The organism is Nonlabens sp. YIK11 (genome assembly GCF_001413925.1).
In the GTDB taxonomy this organism is placed as follows: domain Bacteria; phylum Bacteroidota; class Bacteroidia; order Flavobacteriales; family Flavobacteriaceae; genus Nonlabens.
The window spans coordinates 3,010,276-3,027,907 of record NZ_LBMJ01000001.1; the positions used below are offsets into that span (position 1 = coordinate 3,010,276).

The following is a 17,632-nucleotide window of genomic DNA, read 5'->3' on the forward strand; positions in this document are numbered from 1 at the left end:
AATTATATTATGAAAAGTACAATTCTCTATTTATTTATCCTCTTTATCACTATTCCTCTTTTTGCGCAAGATCAAAAATGTGAATGCTACTCCAAATCGGGAATAACTGAAAAAATCGGAATAGGAGGTTACGGTATGTTTAAAGATTATACAGATCCAGATGAAAGACAGTACCATTGGTATGCAGCTTACTTTCCATCAGAGGAACTTTGCTATCCTCGAGATAATTACTGGTGGCAAGAAGTACAAACTAAAATTGCAGATGCTGTAGAGTTTCATCCAGTTTATTATGCTGCCAAAAAACAAATGCCCGAGATGTATAGAGAAAAGCCAATGGTTGCTAACCAAGCAGACATTCGGCAAAGCGATATTGATAGAGTTATAAAGACAGCGGCAGACCAAGGTGCCACACTACTTATTATTGATGTAGACCTGGCCAGCTTTGCTAGGCCATTGCAGCGGTGTGCAGATATAAAAGAGGAAGACACAAACTCAACTTCCCAAGAAATCTCTGATACTTCTAAAAGTACGTCCAGCAGCTATAGCAGTTCTACATCCAGCAAGAAGGAAAGTAAAAAAGTAATGACTAGGGAGGAGTATGAAAAATCTAGGTTGAATATAAGCAATTACAAGTTTTCTCAACGTGTTAAGGAACTTGAAATAAGAGGATACTCCAGCGGACAGGCACAGGTAATGGCAGATTACGAGCGCGATAATAGAAATAATAAAGTGATTGTAGAAGAGTTGGGCAATGCCTTGGGCGGAGTGCTGGCAGATATATTTGACGGAAGCAATAAACGTATAAACAATGCAATGAACGAGAGGTGGGGAGATCAAGAATTTGAAAAACAGGGTAAAGCACTCAATCAAATCAACAAAGATGACATAGCTGAAATTCGAAAAAAATACGCATCAAAAAATATCCCAGACGAGCCAGACGATATAAAACAGTTCATCATGGAGTACTATCTATTATTTGGTAATAGATCCTATTATAGTTACGGCGCAATTGTGCAGCAAAGAATTACCGATATTTATTTCGAGGGTGACAAACTTCGTTTAGATTTTGAGATAAAAACAGAACAGGGAATCGACGATAACAACCATCTTGGTGGATATTCATCAAGAAATCATGTTACTATTAAAGGGCAGCATCTTATGAATATAAAATTGGACAAAAAAATTCTTGGAAGTGCAATTAAACCAACCATACATCACGAAAGATTTAATGCAGATAAGGCAAAAGTCTATAACATTTTATCATTTATGGAAAATTATCCAAACATAAGAGCGAACTGGAACAGCTATGATATAAAACCAGGGATCTATAGTTTGCTTTCACAGCTTGAAAAACCCGATTATAGATTGATTGATATGTTCGATAAATTTGTAGAAGTCACAGACAATAGAGAAATTACAGTTGATGATTTGCAGTTTGACCAATACTTAAAAAATGAATTGCCCAGGCTTGATAGAGTGCGAAATAAGGACAGCGAGAGAATAGAACCGGTAATTTGTAAATATTTAAGCACCGATAAAAAAACAATTGCACTTATGTATGTTTTGGATGACAGATATATCTATTTGACTTTTCCCATTTCAAACTTTGAAGGTACGGAGTGGCTCACAAACAATGACTACAAAACCCAATGGACTAATGCTCCACTGTCCTATTATTCCTCCACACATAAAGGTAAAAATGAAAAAATAGATTATAAAAAAAATACTATAAACCAGCACATTCGGCTATTTATGGTATTGGTGGAGAATCGGGATATGATGTAATGATGAGAAAAAATCCAGAAGAAATAGTAGAAGATATGAGTGTATATACATATGCCACTCCTTTTATAAGCTACAGATCTACCGATTTAAAGTTCTATAAAGAAGGGGAACCTGAACCACTTGACGCATTAAAAGGAAGTAACGGGTACAATTTTGAAAAACTTCTGTCGCCCACGGTACAGTTCGGGAAATTCAGCCCAATGATAGAGTATAAATTTCATAAAAATGCCGCTGGAAAGCTTAGGGAAAATGAAATTGAAAACAATAAGAAATTTTATAGGGATTCTGTTAATACAATAATGTATAATGTGAGTCAATATAGAGAAAAAAATTTATTCGCTATCATTCGGGCAGATAAGGTTAATTATACTGCAACCAGTAACAAGCCAATAAAACTGTTCTATAATGGGAATAAAAAATCATCCAGTAAAAATAAATTTTTGTTCAAGCCCACATTTGTGAAAGGAGGCTACGCTAGCCTGCCGCATTCAAGCAAGTTTAAGTATAGATTTTTTGATATTAACAATTTTATTCATTTCCTCAAAGAGACAATCTCCAAGGATTTTAGTATTACCAAAGAAGAGTTTAATGAAATTCTCGCTCTGCCCACTACTCTCAATACATACGACATGAACGCACCAGGCTATACCCACGTAATAAATATTGCCCAAAAACTAGAAAAGTATATAGAGCTAACAGATAATTATAGTACTGTTATTGAAAAATTAATGGAGTAGAATTAACATACTGAAACTGCCAGTTGCCAAAAACGACTATAAGTAATTCGGGATTAGGTGCTTAGCCCCAAAAAAATCGCTATTTTGCAAAGACCGCCAAAGCCTTGTTTTGGCTCATTAAAAAGAAAAGATAATAAGCAAGAAAACAAGGTTTTGGCTATGTACCTAATCGAAAGGAAAGTGCGTGTTTGCGCCCGCACTACTCATAGCCAAGACCGTTCAGGCCAATTGCCTGCGGCCGTAGCTCTCCGCTATGAAATTTTGAAGCTAAGGCTTAGAATCACGAATCATTTGAGTGCCTGCATTATCAAGATCTTCAACCAGTCAGGGGAACACAAAATTTCAAGACCTGTATGCCGGCAGACAGGCTTCCCATATACTCTTATGTCTTCCTCTCATTCCTACCTCGCTCGTCGAAGACAGAAACGGCAACCGTTATTCAAAGCCTATTCAAAAGGTAGGTGTTTACCTGGATAGGATCTCGCTTCCTCCACCAACTGATACGAACATAGCATAAAGCGCATAATGCACGCATTCCTCTCGCGGTGCTCGTCGGATGCAGGATGCTCCACGCGAGGCTTCTATTCAACAACATTAACTATCTTCATCCATCAAAACCAATCAATGGCAAGGTTACAGCCAAACGTAAGGGAACGCCTCACACGCATTATACCTTTGCCGTTGCCAGTAATTTAAATGAACAATAAACAAATAGATGTTTTAGACTATACGATTCACTTTAGATCTCTGTATAAGGATGGAATAATTGGCGAGTTATTTCATATAGTTCGTAAAGAGCATGGAGGAAGTTTGTTAACTCCTGTTGGTCACATTTATGGATTTATAGAGCCTGCATCTTTATATTCAGAATCATTTTGGAAAATCATTATCGATATACGAGAAGAGGTTAGATATCAAATTGACTCTCAATTAACTCACGTTTTTGTAAAGAGTGCATATAAGAATAAACTCAAGTTTACATTAACAAAATTGTTTGAATCAGAATCCAAAATAAAAAGAATAAACCCTCAATTTCCAGAGGTATTAAAAGACAAACTAATTGAAAGTGGATATTGTGTATCTCCAATTTCTATTCAAAAGACAATTGGACAAAAATCTTATGTCTACTCCAATGTAAAATTCAATTTTGACTTTGATTAAAAAAAACTACTGCCAACAATATATCACCGCAATTACGGCGGATTCGACTACGTCCGAATCCACTCGGAATTGCTAAAGTTAGTGCTTAACCGAAAATTAACGCATATTAACCCGTAACTGACGGTTATAATAGACCGTTAGCTGTTCGGTGTGATTTGAGCGAAAATCTAGAAAATTTGATTTTTTACCAAAAATTGGTATGTTTGATAAAAATGATTAAAATGAAAAATACATCAATATCGCTCGGAAATTATTTTGACCAGTTTGTACAAACCCAAGTTTCTGCTGGACGGTATAAAAATGTAAGCGAAGTAATCAGAGCTGGACTTCGACTTTTAGAAAATGAGGAAAGCAAAGTAATTGCGTTAAGAAATGCTATTCAAGAAGGAATTGATAGTGGAATTGCTCACGATTTCGACCCAAAAAAAAATCTTGAGGAATTAAAAGCTAAACGCAAAAAGAATGGCTAAATACGAATTGACCAATAAGGCTGTAGCTGACTTAAATAGAATTTGGGAGTATACAGTTGAGAATTGGTCTGAAAATCAAGCTGACAGATATTACGATATGCTTCTTGATATTTGCCAAGATATAGCTGACAATCAAGAATTAGGAAAAAACTATAATGGGATTAAATCTAACCTTTTCGGACTAAAAGCAAATCGACACATAATATTTTATCGAAAAAGAATTGACCATCCGATTGAAATAACAAGAATTTTACACGGTCAAATGGATTTGAAAAACAGAATAACCGAATAAAAAAACTACACTCAACAATGGCTATAAGTAATTGCTTGTTCTCGCCTACTTCTGAAAATCCTCACGGATTTTCAGTTTGGTGTGTACTTGCAATGTTAAGTGCTAAACCACGCAACTACTCATAGCCGAGACCGTTGGCATTAATTTGAATGAAAAACGCAATCAGAATTTTAATATTAGTATCATTTTTACAAAGTTGTTCAGAAAACAACATTAATCCTGACCTAATTGGACATTGGAAATCTACCAAAAGCGCGAATATTGTTGAATTAGAATTTTTCAAAGATTCTCTGATTTACAACGCTTGGGAAAAAAGAACTAAATTTTCTTGGAAAAATGACAGTACAAAAATTTACTATACGCAACTGACAAACATTGACCCTGAATTAGAAACGGACTTTATAATGCATTACCGACTGAATTCGGAAAAAGACACTCTTTTCCTAAAAACCTCTGATACGGATTTCACAAATGAATTTATAAGGTTAAATGAATAGCAAAATAAAAAACTATCGCCAACAATGTATAACGGCAATTACGGCGGATTCGACTACGTGCGAATCCACTCGGAATTGCTAACGCCAGTACTTAACCGAAAATTAACGCATATTAATCCGTAACTGACGGTTATACCAAACCGTTAGGGCAAATTTGCCAAAAAACCCAAAATTGAACTATGAAAGAAAAATTTGTCCTTTTAATTACCTTCTTAATATTCGGACTAAATACTTCATTTGCGCAGAAATCTAAAACAATTGAAAAACTTGAGTTTGAGAATTATGAACTTAAAGTTATATTTTTTGACCCTTACGAAAATTTAGTTTCAGAAAATCCTGAATTCAAAAGCCTTGACTCTCTAAAACAAGGAGAAATTTGGAATAAATATTTACTTAACAATGTCATTTATGATTTTCAATTAATTCAAAAAAAGAAAATTGTTAAACATTATATTTTAAGAGGAAATTTATCAAAAGACATTTACCCAAAAGATTTAACGAGAAATAATGTCTTTTTATTAGATATAGTAAATCATAAAAAGAACACTAATTTTTATAATTTATCAGACTATTCAAAAATGATTGATAAAACAATCGATAAGTTCAGTTTTTATGGAACACTATTCGAGAATATGGAACTACTGAAAGATAACGATGGAAAATTAGGCAAAAACCTCTTTGGTAGATTTAGATTAAAATTCCTTATTCCACAATCCAGAATAATGTAATGACTTTAATAGGTTTTGACTTATTTGGAGAAATAGAAACTGAATGGATAGCAAATAGCACAGAAGAATTTAAAAATTCATTTTTCGATTATCAAGAAAAAGTCGACCAATATTTCAAAATCGAAAGAATAAAAAAAACGTATGTAAGAACTTATGACCAAAATGGAGAAATTCAAAATGAATATCCAAGGTTAAATACAGATGAGGATATTAAATCCTATATTGGAAAAATGAATAGAATTGGAGATGTAGTTTCTTTACCGTTTTTCAAATCTACTGACAAAGTAATTTTAATCGAAAAGGATAGTTTATACTCAAAATATAAAGTTGAGACTAAAAACAATAAACCGATTGATAAGTATTTAGAAAATATTGTCGTCCTAAAAAATTCAGATGGAGAAATCGAGAATATTACAGCAACTCTTTTAATTCACGGCTCATCAATTGACAGAGGAGATTATGTTGAGAGAGAAAATTATATTGCATATTTCAAGACTTTTAAGGATTTGAGATTACCTTATAAAATTCTGTTTTCGCCATTAACTGACAAACAATTTGAAAAACCACGAATTGAAATTGAATTAGATTATTTGTTCCATAGAAAATAAAAAACTTGCCCTAACACCGCGTATAATTAATGGCTAGTCCTCGCCTACTTCTGAAAATCCTCGCGGATTTTCAGTTTGGTGTGTACTTGCAAAGTTAAGTACTAAACCACGCAACTACTCATAGCCGAGACCGTTGGCGGTAATTAAATGAAATACTTTATCTACACATTAATAGTTATCAGTTTGAGTTCTTGCGGACAGAATAATTCTGCTGAAAAGGAATCAGACTTGGACATTCCTGTTTTGAAAGTTGAAAAACCACAAGAAGAGAAAGAGGTAATAGTAGAAGAACACACTTCTAACAGTATTAGATCGTCAGAAGTTCAAATGGACAAACCAAACTACACGAATGGAATACAGCCTGACTTCTTTGATATAAATGCTTCTCAATTCAGCCAGTTTAAAGAAGATAGTTCTAAGTGGTTTATTAGTTCGGACGGTAAGAGCAATCTATATTTCGTTCCATATACTGACTACTCTATAACTACAGCAATTCTAACAGAAAAGAAATTACCGATCCGGAATTAATCAGTCTGCTACAATTTGAAGGAATAGAAGTCAATAACCACAAAAAGACCATTGAATTAAACAGGATTCAAACTGAGAAAGGAATAAGACTTGGCTTGTCAATTAATGAAGTAAAGAAAATCTTTGGAACCCCTGATTCGGTCGAACAAGTAAATGACAAAGACTTGTTAGAGTGGCGTTTTGTTATGCTTGAAAATGAAGAATCCAATAAAGTTGGAGGGTTAAAACCTTTTGTTCTAGGAGGACTTGAATTCTTAGCTGAAATGGAATTTACAGAAAACAAATTGACCAAAGTAGTTTATAAATATGAAGTTCCTTAAGGAATAAAAACTACCGCCAACAACGTATAAAATTAATTGCTAGTGCAAGCCTACTTACGAAAATCCTCACGGATTTTCAGTTTGATAAGAAGACCAAATAAAACCCATCCAGCACGCATTCCTCTTGTCATACATAGCAATGCCATATGTACTATACGATCCATCATTTGAGAATAACACATAACACCATCAATCAAAACCAATCAAGGCAGTCCAACATTCAAATACAAGTTAACAATTACTCCATTTGAACAAAATTTGGTTCTCAATCACGCTGTCATTTAACAAACAGCGAGTTAAGTTGTTAAGTCTTTCTTAATCCAGCTAGTTATCATGGTATTAGTTTGGGTTTGGCCGTTGCATTTTTCACCTTTGCCGCTCACACAAAAAAGTGAATTATTATGAGTCAAGTACAAGCAAACGATACGGTAAAAGTTCATTACACGGGTAAATTGAAAAATGACGGTCGTGTCTTTGATACATCAGAAAATAGAGAACCTTTAGAAGCAAAATTGGGCCAAAACCAATTGATTCCAGGTTTTGAAAAAGGACTGACCGGAATGAAGGTGAACGAGAAAAAAACGATTGAAATCCCTATGGCTGAAGCTTATGGTGATGTTCAAAAAGAATTGTTCCATAAAGTTGAACGCAATCAATTGCCAGAAGAAATCAAACCAGAAGTAGGAATGGGATTGATGGCAAAAAATCCAGATGGATCTGAGCGTCAATTGCGCGTTGCAGATGTAAAGGATGATTTTATCATTGTAGATGCCAATCACCCACTTGCCGGACAAGATCTGGTATTTGAACTGGAAGTTGTCGGTATCAACTAGAGGTTAGATCTCCATAGAGATTTGAATAAAAAAATCCCTTCTGTATTAATTGCAGAAGGGATTTTTCTTTGAGAGTAAATCAGCACGGTTTAAACTGTCCGCGTGATGAAAGGATTATGTGATCCCAAAATCTAAAACTTCAGGATTGAACTGACATCATCTATACGGTTAGCATGGATAGCTAGACCATATTCTAGCACGTCTTGGTAGCCAGCAGTCTTTGTACCTTATAAACATCTACCGCCTTTGAGAATTTCTTACTTACACTGGGCAAGTTCTCGCTTGAGATCCAGATTTTAAGTTCCGCATCACGGTCAAAGGTCCCAGCAGTCTCCAGTGAGAATCTTGAGATGCTTTTATAAGGCATGGACTTCACATCCATTTTCTTTCCCGTCAGCCCTTGTTTGTCAATCAAGATCAAGCGCTTTGTGGTGAACAGGAATACATCTCTAAAAAGGACAAATCCCATTTCAATAGTTTCGCCTTCAATAAGGAGATGACCATATTCTTTCAGCAATTCTTCTGCGGTAACTTCTCCTGCATTACCCAGCATTTTATCTATAAAACTCATGTGAGATTGTCTATTAATTGATTCCTGATAAAAATAAAATTAGTTGGTACCAAGTATGATATAATCGTGTTAAAGAGTAGCGTCGCACTCACAAATTAAAAAAGCCACTTCCCAAAAGGAAAGTGGCTCATTTATGAATATTTAAAAAATCTATGCGGTTGCTTTGTCCTTCATAGAGCTCGTTGCTAGAGCATAAATCACAAGACCAAAACCGATTTTATTAATGGCATCTCCTATGTTGTAGACCACATCCATGGACTCTTGAGCCGCCTTGGGATCTTCTACTAACTGTAGACCGAATAAACCACCTTCAGTTCCTAAAATGTATCCTAGTGGATAGATCGCCCATCCAACAAGAACAAACCAACAAAGTATTTTGTGGGCTTTCAAAACGGAACCACCTGCAGATACCGCAAGCTTCTTAGCCTCACCAAACCAGATAATATATACGATCATAAAGTATGCGATACCAGAGATCAATCCCCAAATCCATTGTCCAGTAGGGTTACCTAAAGCTACAACCTCACCAAAGTATCCTGTAACCAGCATCACTACAGATAGGAAAATTAACTTCCACATCAAGCCTACCTTTGCACCGGCTACCTTTAAGATAAGATAGAACTCCACACACATAAGCGGCACGGTCAATACCCAGTCAACGTATCTAAAGAACGTTGGGGAATCATCAAACGTGGCATAATAATCTCTCATGTAGAAGTAATGTACTGCTGCAATAAAGGTGATCAAACCAGATACTAACACAGACGTTCTCCATTTTGTATTGAAATTACTCAATGACAAAAAGAAGAATGCACTGGCAGCCATCATGGCCATACTACCTACAAAGAAGGTAAAACCAACATAATCATCGGTAGCCATTTGGGCTACTTCCAGATTTAAAAGTAAAGATTTCATAAAATAATAGTTTAGTTGTTATTTGTGTAATGTCGTAGTTCGCATTTAAAGCTAACGCCGTTTTGTTGAAAAAATAATTTTCTTTAGAAATTATTAGCTAATCAAGATTAAGATAGTCTATAAATAACAATAATCTAACTCTACACCCTATTTTCCTACAAATTCCATAAACAGCCGTGTCTATTTCATGATGATGTAGATTATTTCCTTGCAGTAAGATCTCGCTTTCGCGAAAGCGAACACATCCATCGCCATATCTAATAGATTAACATTGTAAAACCTTGAACGCCATGCAACGAAATTCTATCTTTGCCATCTTCAAAAACGAGTATAGAATATGTTTGATAATTTAACGGATAAGCTGGACAAAGCGATGCACGTCCTTAAGGGACACGGTAGCATCACAGAAGTCAACGTTGCAGATACACTAAAAGAAATACGTCGCGCACTTGTAGATGCCGATGTCAATTATAAAATCGCCAAAGAATTTACCGCAACGGCAAAGCAAAAGGCACTAGGTCAAGGCGTTCTCACGACGCTCAAGCCAGGACAGCTACTTACTAAAATTGTCAAGGACGAGCTAACAGAATTAATGGGCGGCTCTGTAGAGGGCATCAACCTTTCTGGCAACCCTAGCATTATCTTGATGTCTGGTCTACAAGGTTCTGGTAAAACGACCTTTTCTGGTAAACTGGCTAACTTCCTTAAAACCAAAAAGAGTAAAAAACCCTTGTTGGTTGCCTGTGATATCTATCGTCCTGCGGCGATCGACCAGCTGCACGTTGTAGGTGAGCAAATAGGTGTTGAGGTATTTTCCAACCGTGATGAGAAAGATCCTGTAAAGATTTCTCAAGCCGCGATCGCCTATGCCAAACAAAACGGATTTAATGCGGTGATTATAGATACCGCTGGCCGACTTGCCATTGATGAGCAAATGATGACCGAGATTGCAGATGTTCATGCTGCGGTCAAACCACACGAGACCTTATTTGTAGTAGATTCCATGACGGGTCAAGATGCGGTCAATACGGCCAAGGCCTTTAACGAGCGCCTAAATTTTGATGGTGTCGTCCTAACTAAGCTGGATGGTGATACTCGCGGTGGTGCGGCCTTGTCGATCAAATCTGTGGTGGACAAGCCTATCAAGTTTATTGGTACCGGTGAGAAAATGGAAGCGATCGATGTGTTCTATCCAGAACGTATGGCAGATCGTATTCTGGGAATGGGTGATGTCGTATCGCTGGTAGAGCGTGCCCAAGAACAGTTTGATGAAGAGGAAGCCCGCAAGCTGAGTAAGAAGATTGCCAAAAATCAATTCGGTTTTGATGATTTCTTGAACCAGATCCAGCAAATCAAGAAAATGGGAAACATGAAGGATCTCATGGGAATGATTCCTGGTGCTGGTAAAATGTTGAAAGATGTGGACATTGACGATGATGCCTTTAAAGGTATTGAAGCCATTATCCATTCCATGACCGTACAAGAAAGAACACAGCCACAGGTCATCAACGGCTCCCGTAAAAAACGCATTGCTGCCGGTAGCGGTACGTCTGTGACAGAGGTCAATCAGCTGTTAAAACAATTTGACCAGATGAGTAAAATGATGAAGATGATGCAAGGCGGTAAAGGCAAGGCAATGATGCAGGCCATGAGCAAAATGAGGTAAGGTCGCTGTGCTCCAAATTCCAAATACTCGCTGCGCTTAAAATTCAAATCACAAATTGAAAGAAAATCCCAAGCACCAGATAATAAAGAGCAAGGAGAAAACCTTAAATCCCAAATCACAAAACCACCATTTACTCTATTGAACTTGCTGTGATGAAAGAAAAGCCGTTTGAACTAGAGAAGAGGACTTATAATTTTGCTAATGATGTGCGTAAATTAGTTAGAGGTTTAAAATATAATTTGCAAAATCAGGAGGATGGTAAACAATTAATTAGAAGCAGTGGATCTGTTGGCGCAAATTATATCGAATCAAATGAGCACATCAGCTTAAAAGATTTTCAACATAGGATCAAAATCTGTCGCAAAGAAGCAAAAGAATGTGGTTATTGGTTACGCTTATTGCAGGAAAATAATACTGACGATCATGACCTATATTTAGACTTAATTGATGAAGCCAACCAATTGAAGTTAATATTCAATTCCATGATCAAAAAATAGATTTGAGATTTGAGATTTGAGATTTGAGATTTGAGATTTGAGATTAACTTGTTCAAAAAACATCCATCACAGTAACACAGTAGAAATAATTGCTAACAACCTATAAATTATGACCATCCTAGACGGTAAAAAAACTTCAAATGATATAAAGGACGAGATCAAAGAGATCGTTCAGGAAATGAAGAACAATGGTGAGAAGGTACCACACCTGGCCGCGGTAATCGTTGGTAACGATGGTGCGAGCTTGACTTATGTAGGTTCAAAAGTTCGCGCATGTGAGCGTGTAGGTTTTGAAAGTACCATGGTACGCATGCCCAACACCACTAGTGAAACGGAATTACTGCGCGAGATCCATAAGCTCAACAATAATCCAGACATCGACGGCTTTATCGTCCAGTTGCCATTGCCTAAACAAATCGATACCCAAAAAGTCTTGATGGCCGTAGATCCAGATAAGGATGTGGATGGATTCCATCCCACAAATTTTGGCCGCATGGCGCTGGATATGAGCACCTTTATTCCAGCAACACCTTTTGGTATTCTGGAATTGCTGGAGCGTTATGAGGTTTCTACAAAAGGAAAACACACGGTTGTTATAGGCCGTTCCCATATCGTGGGTCGTCCCATGAGTATCTTGATGGGAAGAAAAGGTTTTCCAGGTAATTCTACCGTGACCCTAACGCACAGTCACACTAAAAACATCACTCAGATCACCTCTCAGGCAGATATTATCATCACTGCTTTGGGAGTTCCAGGTTTCCTTAAAGCCGAAATGGTAAAAGATGGCGCCGTTATCATCGATGTGGGAATCACACGCGTTCCAGATGAAACCCGCGAGCGCGGCTATTACATCACTGGAGATGTGGACTATGAAAACGTTTCCAAAAAAGCCAGTCACATCACTCCAGTTCCTGGCGGTGTTGGTCCTATGACAATCGCCATGTTGTTGAAGAACACGCTTTTAGCTAGAGAGCGACACAGAGAAGCTGCAAAAAAGTAGTGGTGTGTTGAGTTCGCTTTCGCGAAAGCGAACTAAAAATATCATGTTGCCCGACGCAACCTTTTGAGGAATGGATCATCTATAGTGAAACCAATCTATGAAAGCTGTTCGTGTATACTCCATTCTATTGGGTCTAATACTATTGACCACAGCATTCCAGTGCGACGAAGACTCTGTTTTTAATCAAGACCTTGTGGGCACCTGGGAAAATGTCACCACCGACAGTGATATTGAACGAAAGGAATTTTTCAATTTCAGGGCTGATGGTACCTACATCTACAGCGTTACGGGAATCGACCTGAGCACCCAGGAGTTTCTGGGTTTCCAGCAGTATGAAGAAGGTCGATGGGTCGCCATCAATGGCAACAAACTAGAACTTTATCTGGATGTATTTGAGATAAGTACCGATGGTAGTTTTACTACAAGAGAAAATCTACAAAGAACCAATTCTGGAGATCCAGTTTATTTCTACACTTTAAATGAATCAGGTCAAGAATTAACTCTTGAACCTGATTGCCCACCAGATGCTAACTGTACTGCTCCTGTCACCTACCTGAGAATCGTTCAAGAAATTTAAAAGCTTACCTGCCGCCATTAGCTCGCAGATCTGCCAGACACTGTGCATCCAGTTGTGGTATGCTGCTCATGTTCATCATGTTTAAAACATTACCACCGTTGATTTCAAAAAACATCAAACAACCCTGTACATCGCAATGATTCTCGTTATCGGCATCTTCATGCTGGCTTTGTAAAGGTGTGCCTAGATTGACTAAGCCCATAAGATGGGTAAACTCATGATTGTAAACCGTAGTTTCCAAATTCACTCGTGATGGCTGATTCAAACCACCGCTAAAACGCTCGATGGTACTTTGATAGATGACCAGCGATGTGTTGCGGTAGGCGGTTCCCAAAACCACAGAATTCCCTTCATCTCTTTCATTAGGTTTATCTGCCACAATGATGCTCACGGCAATAGTATTATCTCTGGTAAAACTGGTTCTGTTTGCTTGTTCGAGATCGTCGATTTCTTCTATCGTGTAGTTCTCACCGGTGCTGTCTGTGATGTTGCGCTCAATGATGGTAATACCATCAGGCTTATTAAGTCGCTCTTGCAAAAACGTTCTTAGGTTCACTAGCGTTTCCGTTTCTGGCCTTGCGCCGTTGATATAGATCACCTCAATCTCAAGTTGATCATATTCTGCAGATCTTAGCAGCTCTTCTGCACTGGCGCCGGTAGCTCGTAGGTTAGCATTTCCATTGCCTGCATTGTTACCATTATCCACATCATTATTACCATCATCGCTGGAGCAACCCATTAGACTGATGACGAACAAAAGCGTTATTAATTTTTTCATTTTTAATTTTTATAGTTACAAATTAGGTGGATCACACCTAAAAGCCAAAAGCTTCTTTTTAAATTGCCATAACTTTAAGATATGGCCTTGAGCCCTGCATGATTTCACCAGAAGATCTTCCATCATTAGCCGCACAACGCAAAAAAGAGAATGTCGCCTTTTTCAAGAAATTGAAGCGCAAAGCGCCTAAGAATCTGGATTCCATTACTCAAGAACTTCACGATGAAGCCTTTGAAGAAATAGATTGTCTTACTTGCGCCAACTGTTGCAAAACCACTGGACCTTTATTTACGCAAAATGACATCAACCGGATTGCAAAACACTTCAAAATGAAGCCGGCAGCCTTTATTGATACCTATCTGCGCGTTGATGAAGATCAAGATTATGTGTTACAAACGGTTCCTTGTCCCTTTTTAGGCGCTGATAATTATTGTGGGATTTATGAAGTTCGTCCTAAAGCCTGTAGTGAGTATCCACATACAGATCGCAGGAAGCTTACCCAGATCGCATCGCTCACCATTGCAAATACTTTTATCTGCCCGGCAGCTTTTCAGGTGGTAGAGCGCATGAAAGAATTGATTAAATCCTGATTTGTAATATTTTACCTATTAAATTCCCACAATATTTGTCACGATATAGCTAAGGTTAGTTAAATATCAATATCAAATTACACTGTTGAATTATCTTCCGCACGTGAAAAAAATGACCCTTTTATTATTGATGGCAATCGCAGCTGTTTCCTGTACTACTAAGGAGCCAAGCACTACTGAAGTAGTTCAAAGAGACTATCTTACTCAGTTAATCGATCAACCGGCAACTGATAAAGTTCAAGTGATCAATTTTTGGGCAACCTGGTGTCTGCCTTGTGTAGAAGAATTGCCAGCCTTTGTTGCCATTGATGACAATGAAAATGTCGAGGTGATTTTAATCAGTCTTGATGATGTTGAAAATGTGGAGCAATTGGTCAATCCCTTTCTAGAAGAAAACAACATTACCGCAACCGTCAAATTGTTGGACGATCCCTATGCTGCCGAATGGATCCCTATGGTAGATCAACATTGGGATGGTGCCATTCCAGCAACCTTGATTCAAAAAGGCTCAAAAAAAATGTTCTATAATACTTCTTTCACTGCCTCAGAGTTGGAAGAAGAAGTCAATAAATTTCTATGAAAACGCTTAAAATATTAACTGTTGTTTGCTTGATTGCCCTATCGGTGGCGATCCTTTTTGGTGTGATGGATTACACGTCATCAGATCAGCTATATGCCGACAATCCCGAGAAGGACAGCGATACCGAAGTTGTCGATGAAGATCCCAATTATGAAATCGATCAAGTAGAGGACCTAGCAGGCTACCAAATAGGTGATGTAGCAACCGATTTTAATTTAAAAAATATCGATGGTACCTATAAGTCATTAAGTGATTATCCTAAAGCTCAAGGTTATATCATCATTTTTACCTGTAATCATTGTCCTTATAGCAAAGCCTATGAGGATAGGATTATTGCCATTGATAAAGAATATAAAAAGAAAGGTTATCCAGTGATCGCTATCAATCCCAATAATCCAGAGTTGTATCCTGATGATAGCTTTGAGAACATGAAGAAACGAGCTAAACAAAAGGGCTTTACATTCCCTTATTTATTTGATGAAAATCAAGACATCTATCCGCAATATGGTGCGACTAAAACACCTCATGTATTCCTGTTGAAAAAAGAAGGTGATAAAAATATGGTACGTTATATAGGTGCCATCGATGATAATCATAAAGACGCCAGCGCGGTCAAGAATCACTTTTTAAGAGATGCCCTGGATGCATTGCTCAACAACACAGAGGTTGAGCCTAAAACTACCGTGGCGATAGGTTGTTCCATCAAAAAGTAGACGCTCAGGCTTCTTCTCCATTTCCTCTCAACCCACAAGATTATGCGTATTTTTGCATAAACAGTTGACATGGTTTTAGAGCAATATTATACAAAATGTCTGGCGCAGGGAACCTACTATATTTCTTCGGGAAACGAGGCTGCGGTAATTGATCCTTTAAGGGAAGTACAGCAATACATTGATCGCGCGAGCGAGGATAATGCCACCATTAAATATATTTTTCTCACCCATTTTCATGCAGATTTTGTGAGCGGTCATGTAGATCTTGCTCAAAAAACAGGTGCCACGATTGTTATAGGTCCCAATGCTGAGACGAGTTACGCTTTCGCGAAAGCGAGACACCATCAATCTTTCTCCATTGGAAACGTCAGTGTTACCTTGCTACATACGCCTGGTCACACCATGGAATCTTCCTGCTATTTATTGAAAGATAATACAGGCAAAGCCAAAGCGCTTTTTACCGGAGACACCTTATTCATAGGTGATGTGGGAAGACCAGATCTTGCCGTAAAATCTGATTTGACCAAGGAAGACCTGGCAGGATTATTATATGATTCACTGCGCAATGTCATCATGCCGCTGCCAGATCATGTCATTGTATATCCAGCTCATGGTGCTGGCAGTGCTTGTGGAAAAAATATGAGCAGCGAGACCAGCGATTCCCTAGGCAATCAAAAAGCTACCAACTATGCCCTTGCAGCAGATTTGAGTAAAGAAGACTTTGTTAAAGAGGTCACCCAAGGTATTGCGCCACCACCAGCCTATTTCCCTATGAATGTCCAGATGAATCGTGGTGTGAACTCTAGCATCGACGAGGTGCTGAGACGTGGTTTAACGGCCATCAAGCCCAAAGCTTTTAAAAGCCTTGCAGAAGATGAGGCTTATTTAGTCCTGGATGTTAGAAGCCCGCAAGAATTTACCGCAGGTCACATTGAAGGATCGTGGTTTATAGGACTTGATGGACAGTTTGCACCATGGGTAGGTTCATTGATTCAGGATATTGATCAAAAAATAGTTCTAGTAGCGCCAGATGGACGTGAAGAAGAAGCGGTTACCAGACTGGCCAGAGTAGGCTATGATAACGTAAACGGATTTTTGCAAGGAGGTTTTGAGGCCTGGCGAGAAGCTGGTTTTGAAGTGGAGACTATTGAAAACATCACGGCTGCTGACTTTGTAAGAGAATTGGAGCAAGGTCAGGTACAACATGTTCTTGATGTAAGAAAACCTGTGGAATATCAAAAATCCCACTTGAATAATGTCCCTTTGTATACCTTAGACGAGGCGCACGAGAATATCAAAAAACTGAAAGCAGATACCACTTACCATGTTCACTGTGCTGGTGGATATAGATCTGTAATTTATGCGAGTATAGCGCAGTCTCAAGGACTTAAAAACATGATTAACGTAGAAGGTGGTTATGGAGCCATCAAAAACATTGCGGGTGCACCCGTAGAAACCCAAGCATTATGAAAAATCTAAGCAATCAAGAGTGGAAAGAGTTGACTGAAAAAGATGATAACAAAGTCATCTTAGACGTTCGTACCAATGAAGAGGTAGCAGAAGGAATCATTCCTGGAGCTCAACAACTGGACCTGTACCAGCCACAAGAATTTATGAACGGAATCCAGGAGATGGACGCCTCCAAAAATTATTACGTTTACTGTAGAGCAGGTAGTCGTAGTGTACAGGCTTGCCAGATCATGAAGCAGGCAGGACTTGATAACCTCTACAATTTAACTGGTGGTTATAGCAATTGGGATGGTGATACCGTTATTCCTGAATAAAC

23 protein-coding genes are annotated in these 17,632 nt (G+C 38.0%); 20 read left to right on the forward strand and 3 right to left on the reverse strand.

Annotation, left to right across the window (positions count from 1 at the left end):
• The first annotated feature begins 9 nt into the window (after positions 1-9).
• The 11 genes from AAU57_RS13710 (at position 10) to AAU57_RS13755 (ending at position 7,959) form a co-directional block, all read left to right on the forward strand.
• Positions 10-1,785: a hypothetical protein gene (locus tag AAU57_RS13710; protein ID WP_055413453.1), complete on the forward strand. Its 1,776-nt coding sequence runs from the start codon at positions 10-12 to the stop codon at positions 1,783-1,785.
• Complete coding sequence (locus AAU57_RS13715) at positions 1,785-2,522, forward strand: hypothetical protein (protein ID WP_055413454.1); 738 nt, start codon at positions 1,785-1,787, stop codon at positions 2,520-2,522. The genes AAU57_RS13710 and AAU57_RS13715 overlap by 1 nt, the downstream gene beginning before the upstream one ends.
• A gap of 696 nt (positions 2,523-3,218) precedes the next feature.
• Complete coding sequence (locus tag AAU57_RS13720; RefSeq protein ID WP_055413455.1) at positions 3,219-3,683, forward strand: hypothetical protein; 465 nt, start codon at positions 3,219-3,221, stop codon at positions 3,681-3,683.
• 221 nt (positions 3,684-3,904) lie between these two features.
• The gene (locus tag AAU57_RS13725) at positions 3,905-4,153 is read left to right on the forward strand and encodes a type II toxin-antitoxin system ParD family antitoxin (RefSeq protein ID WP_055413791.1); all 249 of its coding nucleotides are present in this window, start codon (positions 3,905-3,907) and stop codon (positions 4,151-4,153) included.
• Positions 4,146-4,445: a type II toxin-antitoxin system RelE/ParE family toxin gene (locus AAU57_RS13730; RefSeq protein ID WP_055413456.1), complete on the forward strand. Its 300-nt coding sequence runs from the start codon at positions 4,146-4,148 to the stop codon at positions 4,443-4,445. Before AAU57_RS13725 ends, AAU57_RS13730 begins: the two co-directional genes overlap by 8 nt.
• Before the next feature lie 149 nt (positions 4,446-4,594).
• Positions 4,595-4,942: a hypothetical protein gene (locus tag AAU57_RS13735; protein ID WP_055413457.1), complete on the forward strand. Its 348-nt coding sequence runs from the start codon at positions 4,595-4,597 to the stop codon at positions 4,940-4,942.
• A 179-nt stretch (positions 4,943-5,121) separates the two neighbouring features.
• The gene (locus AAU57_RS13740; RefSeq protein ID WP_055413458.1) at positions 5,122-5,670 is read left to right on the forward strand and encodes a hypothetical protein; all 549 of its coding nucleotides are present in this window, start codon (positions 5,122-5,124) and stop codon (positions 5,668-5,670) included.
• Positions 5,670-6,278 (forward strand): hypothetical protein, encoded by a 609-nt coding sequence (locus AAU57_RS13745; RefSeq protein WP_055413459.1) that lies wholly within the window; start codon positions 5,670-5,672, stop codon positions 6,276-6,278. Before AAU57_RS13740 ends, AAU57_RS13745 begins: the two co-directional genes overlap by 1 nt.
• Positions 6,279-6,425: 147 nt before the next feature.
• Positions 6,426-6,806, forward strand: a complete 381-nt coding sequence (locus AAU57_RS13750) for a hypothetical protein (RefSeq protein ID WP_156340195.1) — start codon at positions 6,426-6,428, stop codon at positions 6,804-6,806.
• A 95-nt stretch (positions 6,807-6,901) separates the two neighbouring features.
• Positions 6,902-7,126 (forward strand): hypothetical protein, encoded by a 225-nt coding sequence (locus tag AAU57_RS15130; protein WP_156340198.1) that lies wholly within the window; start codon positions 6,902-6,904, stop codon positions 7,124-7,126.
• Between the two features lie 401 nt (positions 7,127-7,527).
• Positions 7,528-7,959 carry a peptidylprolyl isomerase gene (locus AAU57_RS13755; RefSeq protein WP_055413461.1) on the forward strand — a complete coding sequence of 144 codons (432 nt, stop codon included), beginning with the start codon at positions 7,528-7,530 and terminating at the stop codon, positions 7,957-7,959.
• A 193-nt stretch (positions 7,960-8,152) separates the two neighbouring features.
• On the opposite strand, the gene AAU57_RS13760 is transcribed toward AAU57_RS13755, so the two are convergent.
• Together AAU57_RS13760 and AAU57_RS13765 are read right to left on the reverse strand one after the other, a co-directional pair.
• Positions 8,153-8,530, reverse strand: a complete 378-nt coding sequence (locus AAU57_RS13760) for a PH domain-containing protein (protein ID WP_055413462.1) — start codon at positions 8,528-8,530, stop codon at positions 8,153-8,155.
• 150 nt (positions 8,531-8,680) lie between these two features.
• A complete protein-coding gene (locus tag AAU57_RS13765) occupies positions 8,681-9,445 on the reverse strand; it encodes a bacteriorhodopsin-like (protein ID WP_055413463.1) in 765 nt (254 codons plus the stop codon).
• A 337-nt stretch (positions 9,446-9,782) separates the two neighbouring features.
• On the opposite strand from AAU57_RS13765, the gene ffh reads away from it, so the two are divergent.
• The 4 genes from ffh (at position 9,783) to AAU57_RS13785 (ending at position 13,185) form a co-directional block, all read left to right on the forward strand.
• On the forward strand, positions 9,783-11,111 hold the full coding sequence (ffh, locus tag AAU57_RS13770; RefSeq protein WP_055413464.1) for a signal recognition particle protein: 1,329 nt from the start codon (positions 9,783-9,785) through the stop codon (positions 11,109-11,111).
• A 152-nt stretch (positions 11,112-11,263) separates the two neighbouring features.
• Positions 11,264-11,608 (forward strand): four helix bundle protein, encoded by a 345-nt coding sequence (locus AAU57_RS13775; RefSeq protein WP_055413465.1) that lies wholly within the window; start codon positions 11,264-11,266, stop codon positions 11,606-11,608.
• Positions 11,609-11,717: 109 nt separating this feature from the next.
• On the forward strand, positions 11,718-12,608 hold the full coding sequence (locus AAU57_RS13780) for a bifunctional 5,10-methylenetetrahydrofolate dehydrogenase/5,10-methenyltetrahydrofolate cyclohydrolase (protein ID WP_055413466.1): 891 nt from the start codon (positions 11,718-11,720) through the stop codon (positions 12,606-12,608).
• A 97-nt stretch (positions 12,609-12,705) separates the two neighbouring features.
• The gene (locus AAU57_RS13785; protein ID WP_055413467.1) at positions 12,706-13,185 is read left to right on the forward strand and encodes a hypothetical protein; all 480 of its coding nucleotides are present in this window, start codon (positions 12,706-12,708) and stop codon (positions 13,183-13,185) included.
• A gap of 4 nt (positions 13,186-13,189) precedes the next feature.
• Here the strand turns inward: AAU57_RS13785 and AAU57_RS13790 are convergent, their stop codons facing one another.
• On the reverse strand, positions 13,190-13,963 hold the full coding sequence (locus tag AAU57_RS13790; protein WP_156340201.1) for a hypothetical protein: 774 nt from the start codon (positions 13,961-13,963) through the stop codon (positions 13,190-13,192).
• A gap of 98 nt (positions 13,964-14,061) precedes the next feature.
• On the opposite strand from AAU57_RS13790, the gene AAU57_RS13795 reads away from it, so the two are divergent.
• The 5 genes from AAU57_RS13795 to AAU57_RS13815 all read left to right on the forward strand — a co-directional run bounded on the left by AAU57_RS13795 (position 14,062) and on the right by AAU57_RS13815 (position 17,630).
• Complete coding sequence (locus AAU57_RS13795; protein WP_055413469.1) at positions 14,062-14,553, forward strand: YkgJ family cysteine cluster protein; 492 nt, start codon at positions 14,062-14,064, stop codon at positions 14,551-14,553.
• Between the two features lie 112 nt (positions 14,554-14,665).
• Positions 14,666-15,133, forward strand: a complete 468-nt coding sequence (locus AAU57_RS13800; RefSeq protein ID WP_156340204.1) for a TlpA disulfide reductase family protein — start codon at positions 14,666-14,668, stop codon at positions 15,131-15,133.
• Positions 15,130-15,846: a thioredoxin family protein gene (locus AAU57_RS13805; RefSeq protein ID WP_055413471.1), complete on the forward strand. Its 717-nt coding sequence runs from the start codon at positions 15,130-15,132 to the stop codon at positions 15,844-15,846. The genes AAU57_RS13800 and AAU57_RS13805 overlap by 4 nt, the downstream gene beginning before the upstream one ends.
• A gap of 69 nt (positions 15,847-15,915) precedes the next feature.
• Positions 15,916-17,316 (forward strand): MBL fold metallo-hydrolase, encoded by a 1,401-nt coding sequence (locus AAU57_RS13810; protein WP_055413472.1) that lies wholly within the window; start codon positions 15,916-15,918, stop codon positions 17,314-17,316.
• Positions 17,313-17,630, forward strand: a complete 318-nt coding sequence (locus AAU57_RS13815) for a rhodanese-like domain-containing protein (protein ID WP_055413473.1) — start codon at positions 17,313-17,315, stop codon at positions 17,628-17,630. The genes AAU57_RS13810 and AAU57_RS13815 overlap by 4 nt, the downstream gene beginning before the upstream one ends.
• Positions 17,631-17,632 lie beyond the last annotated feature (2 nt).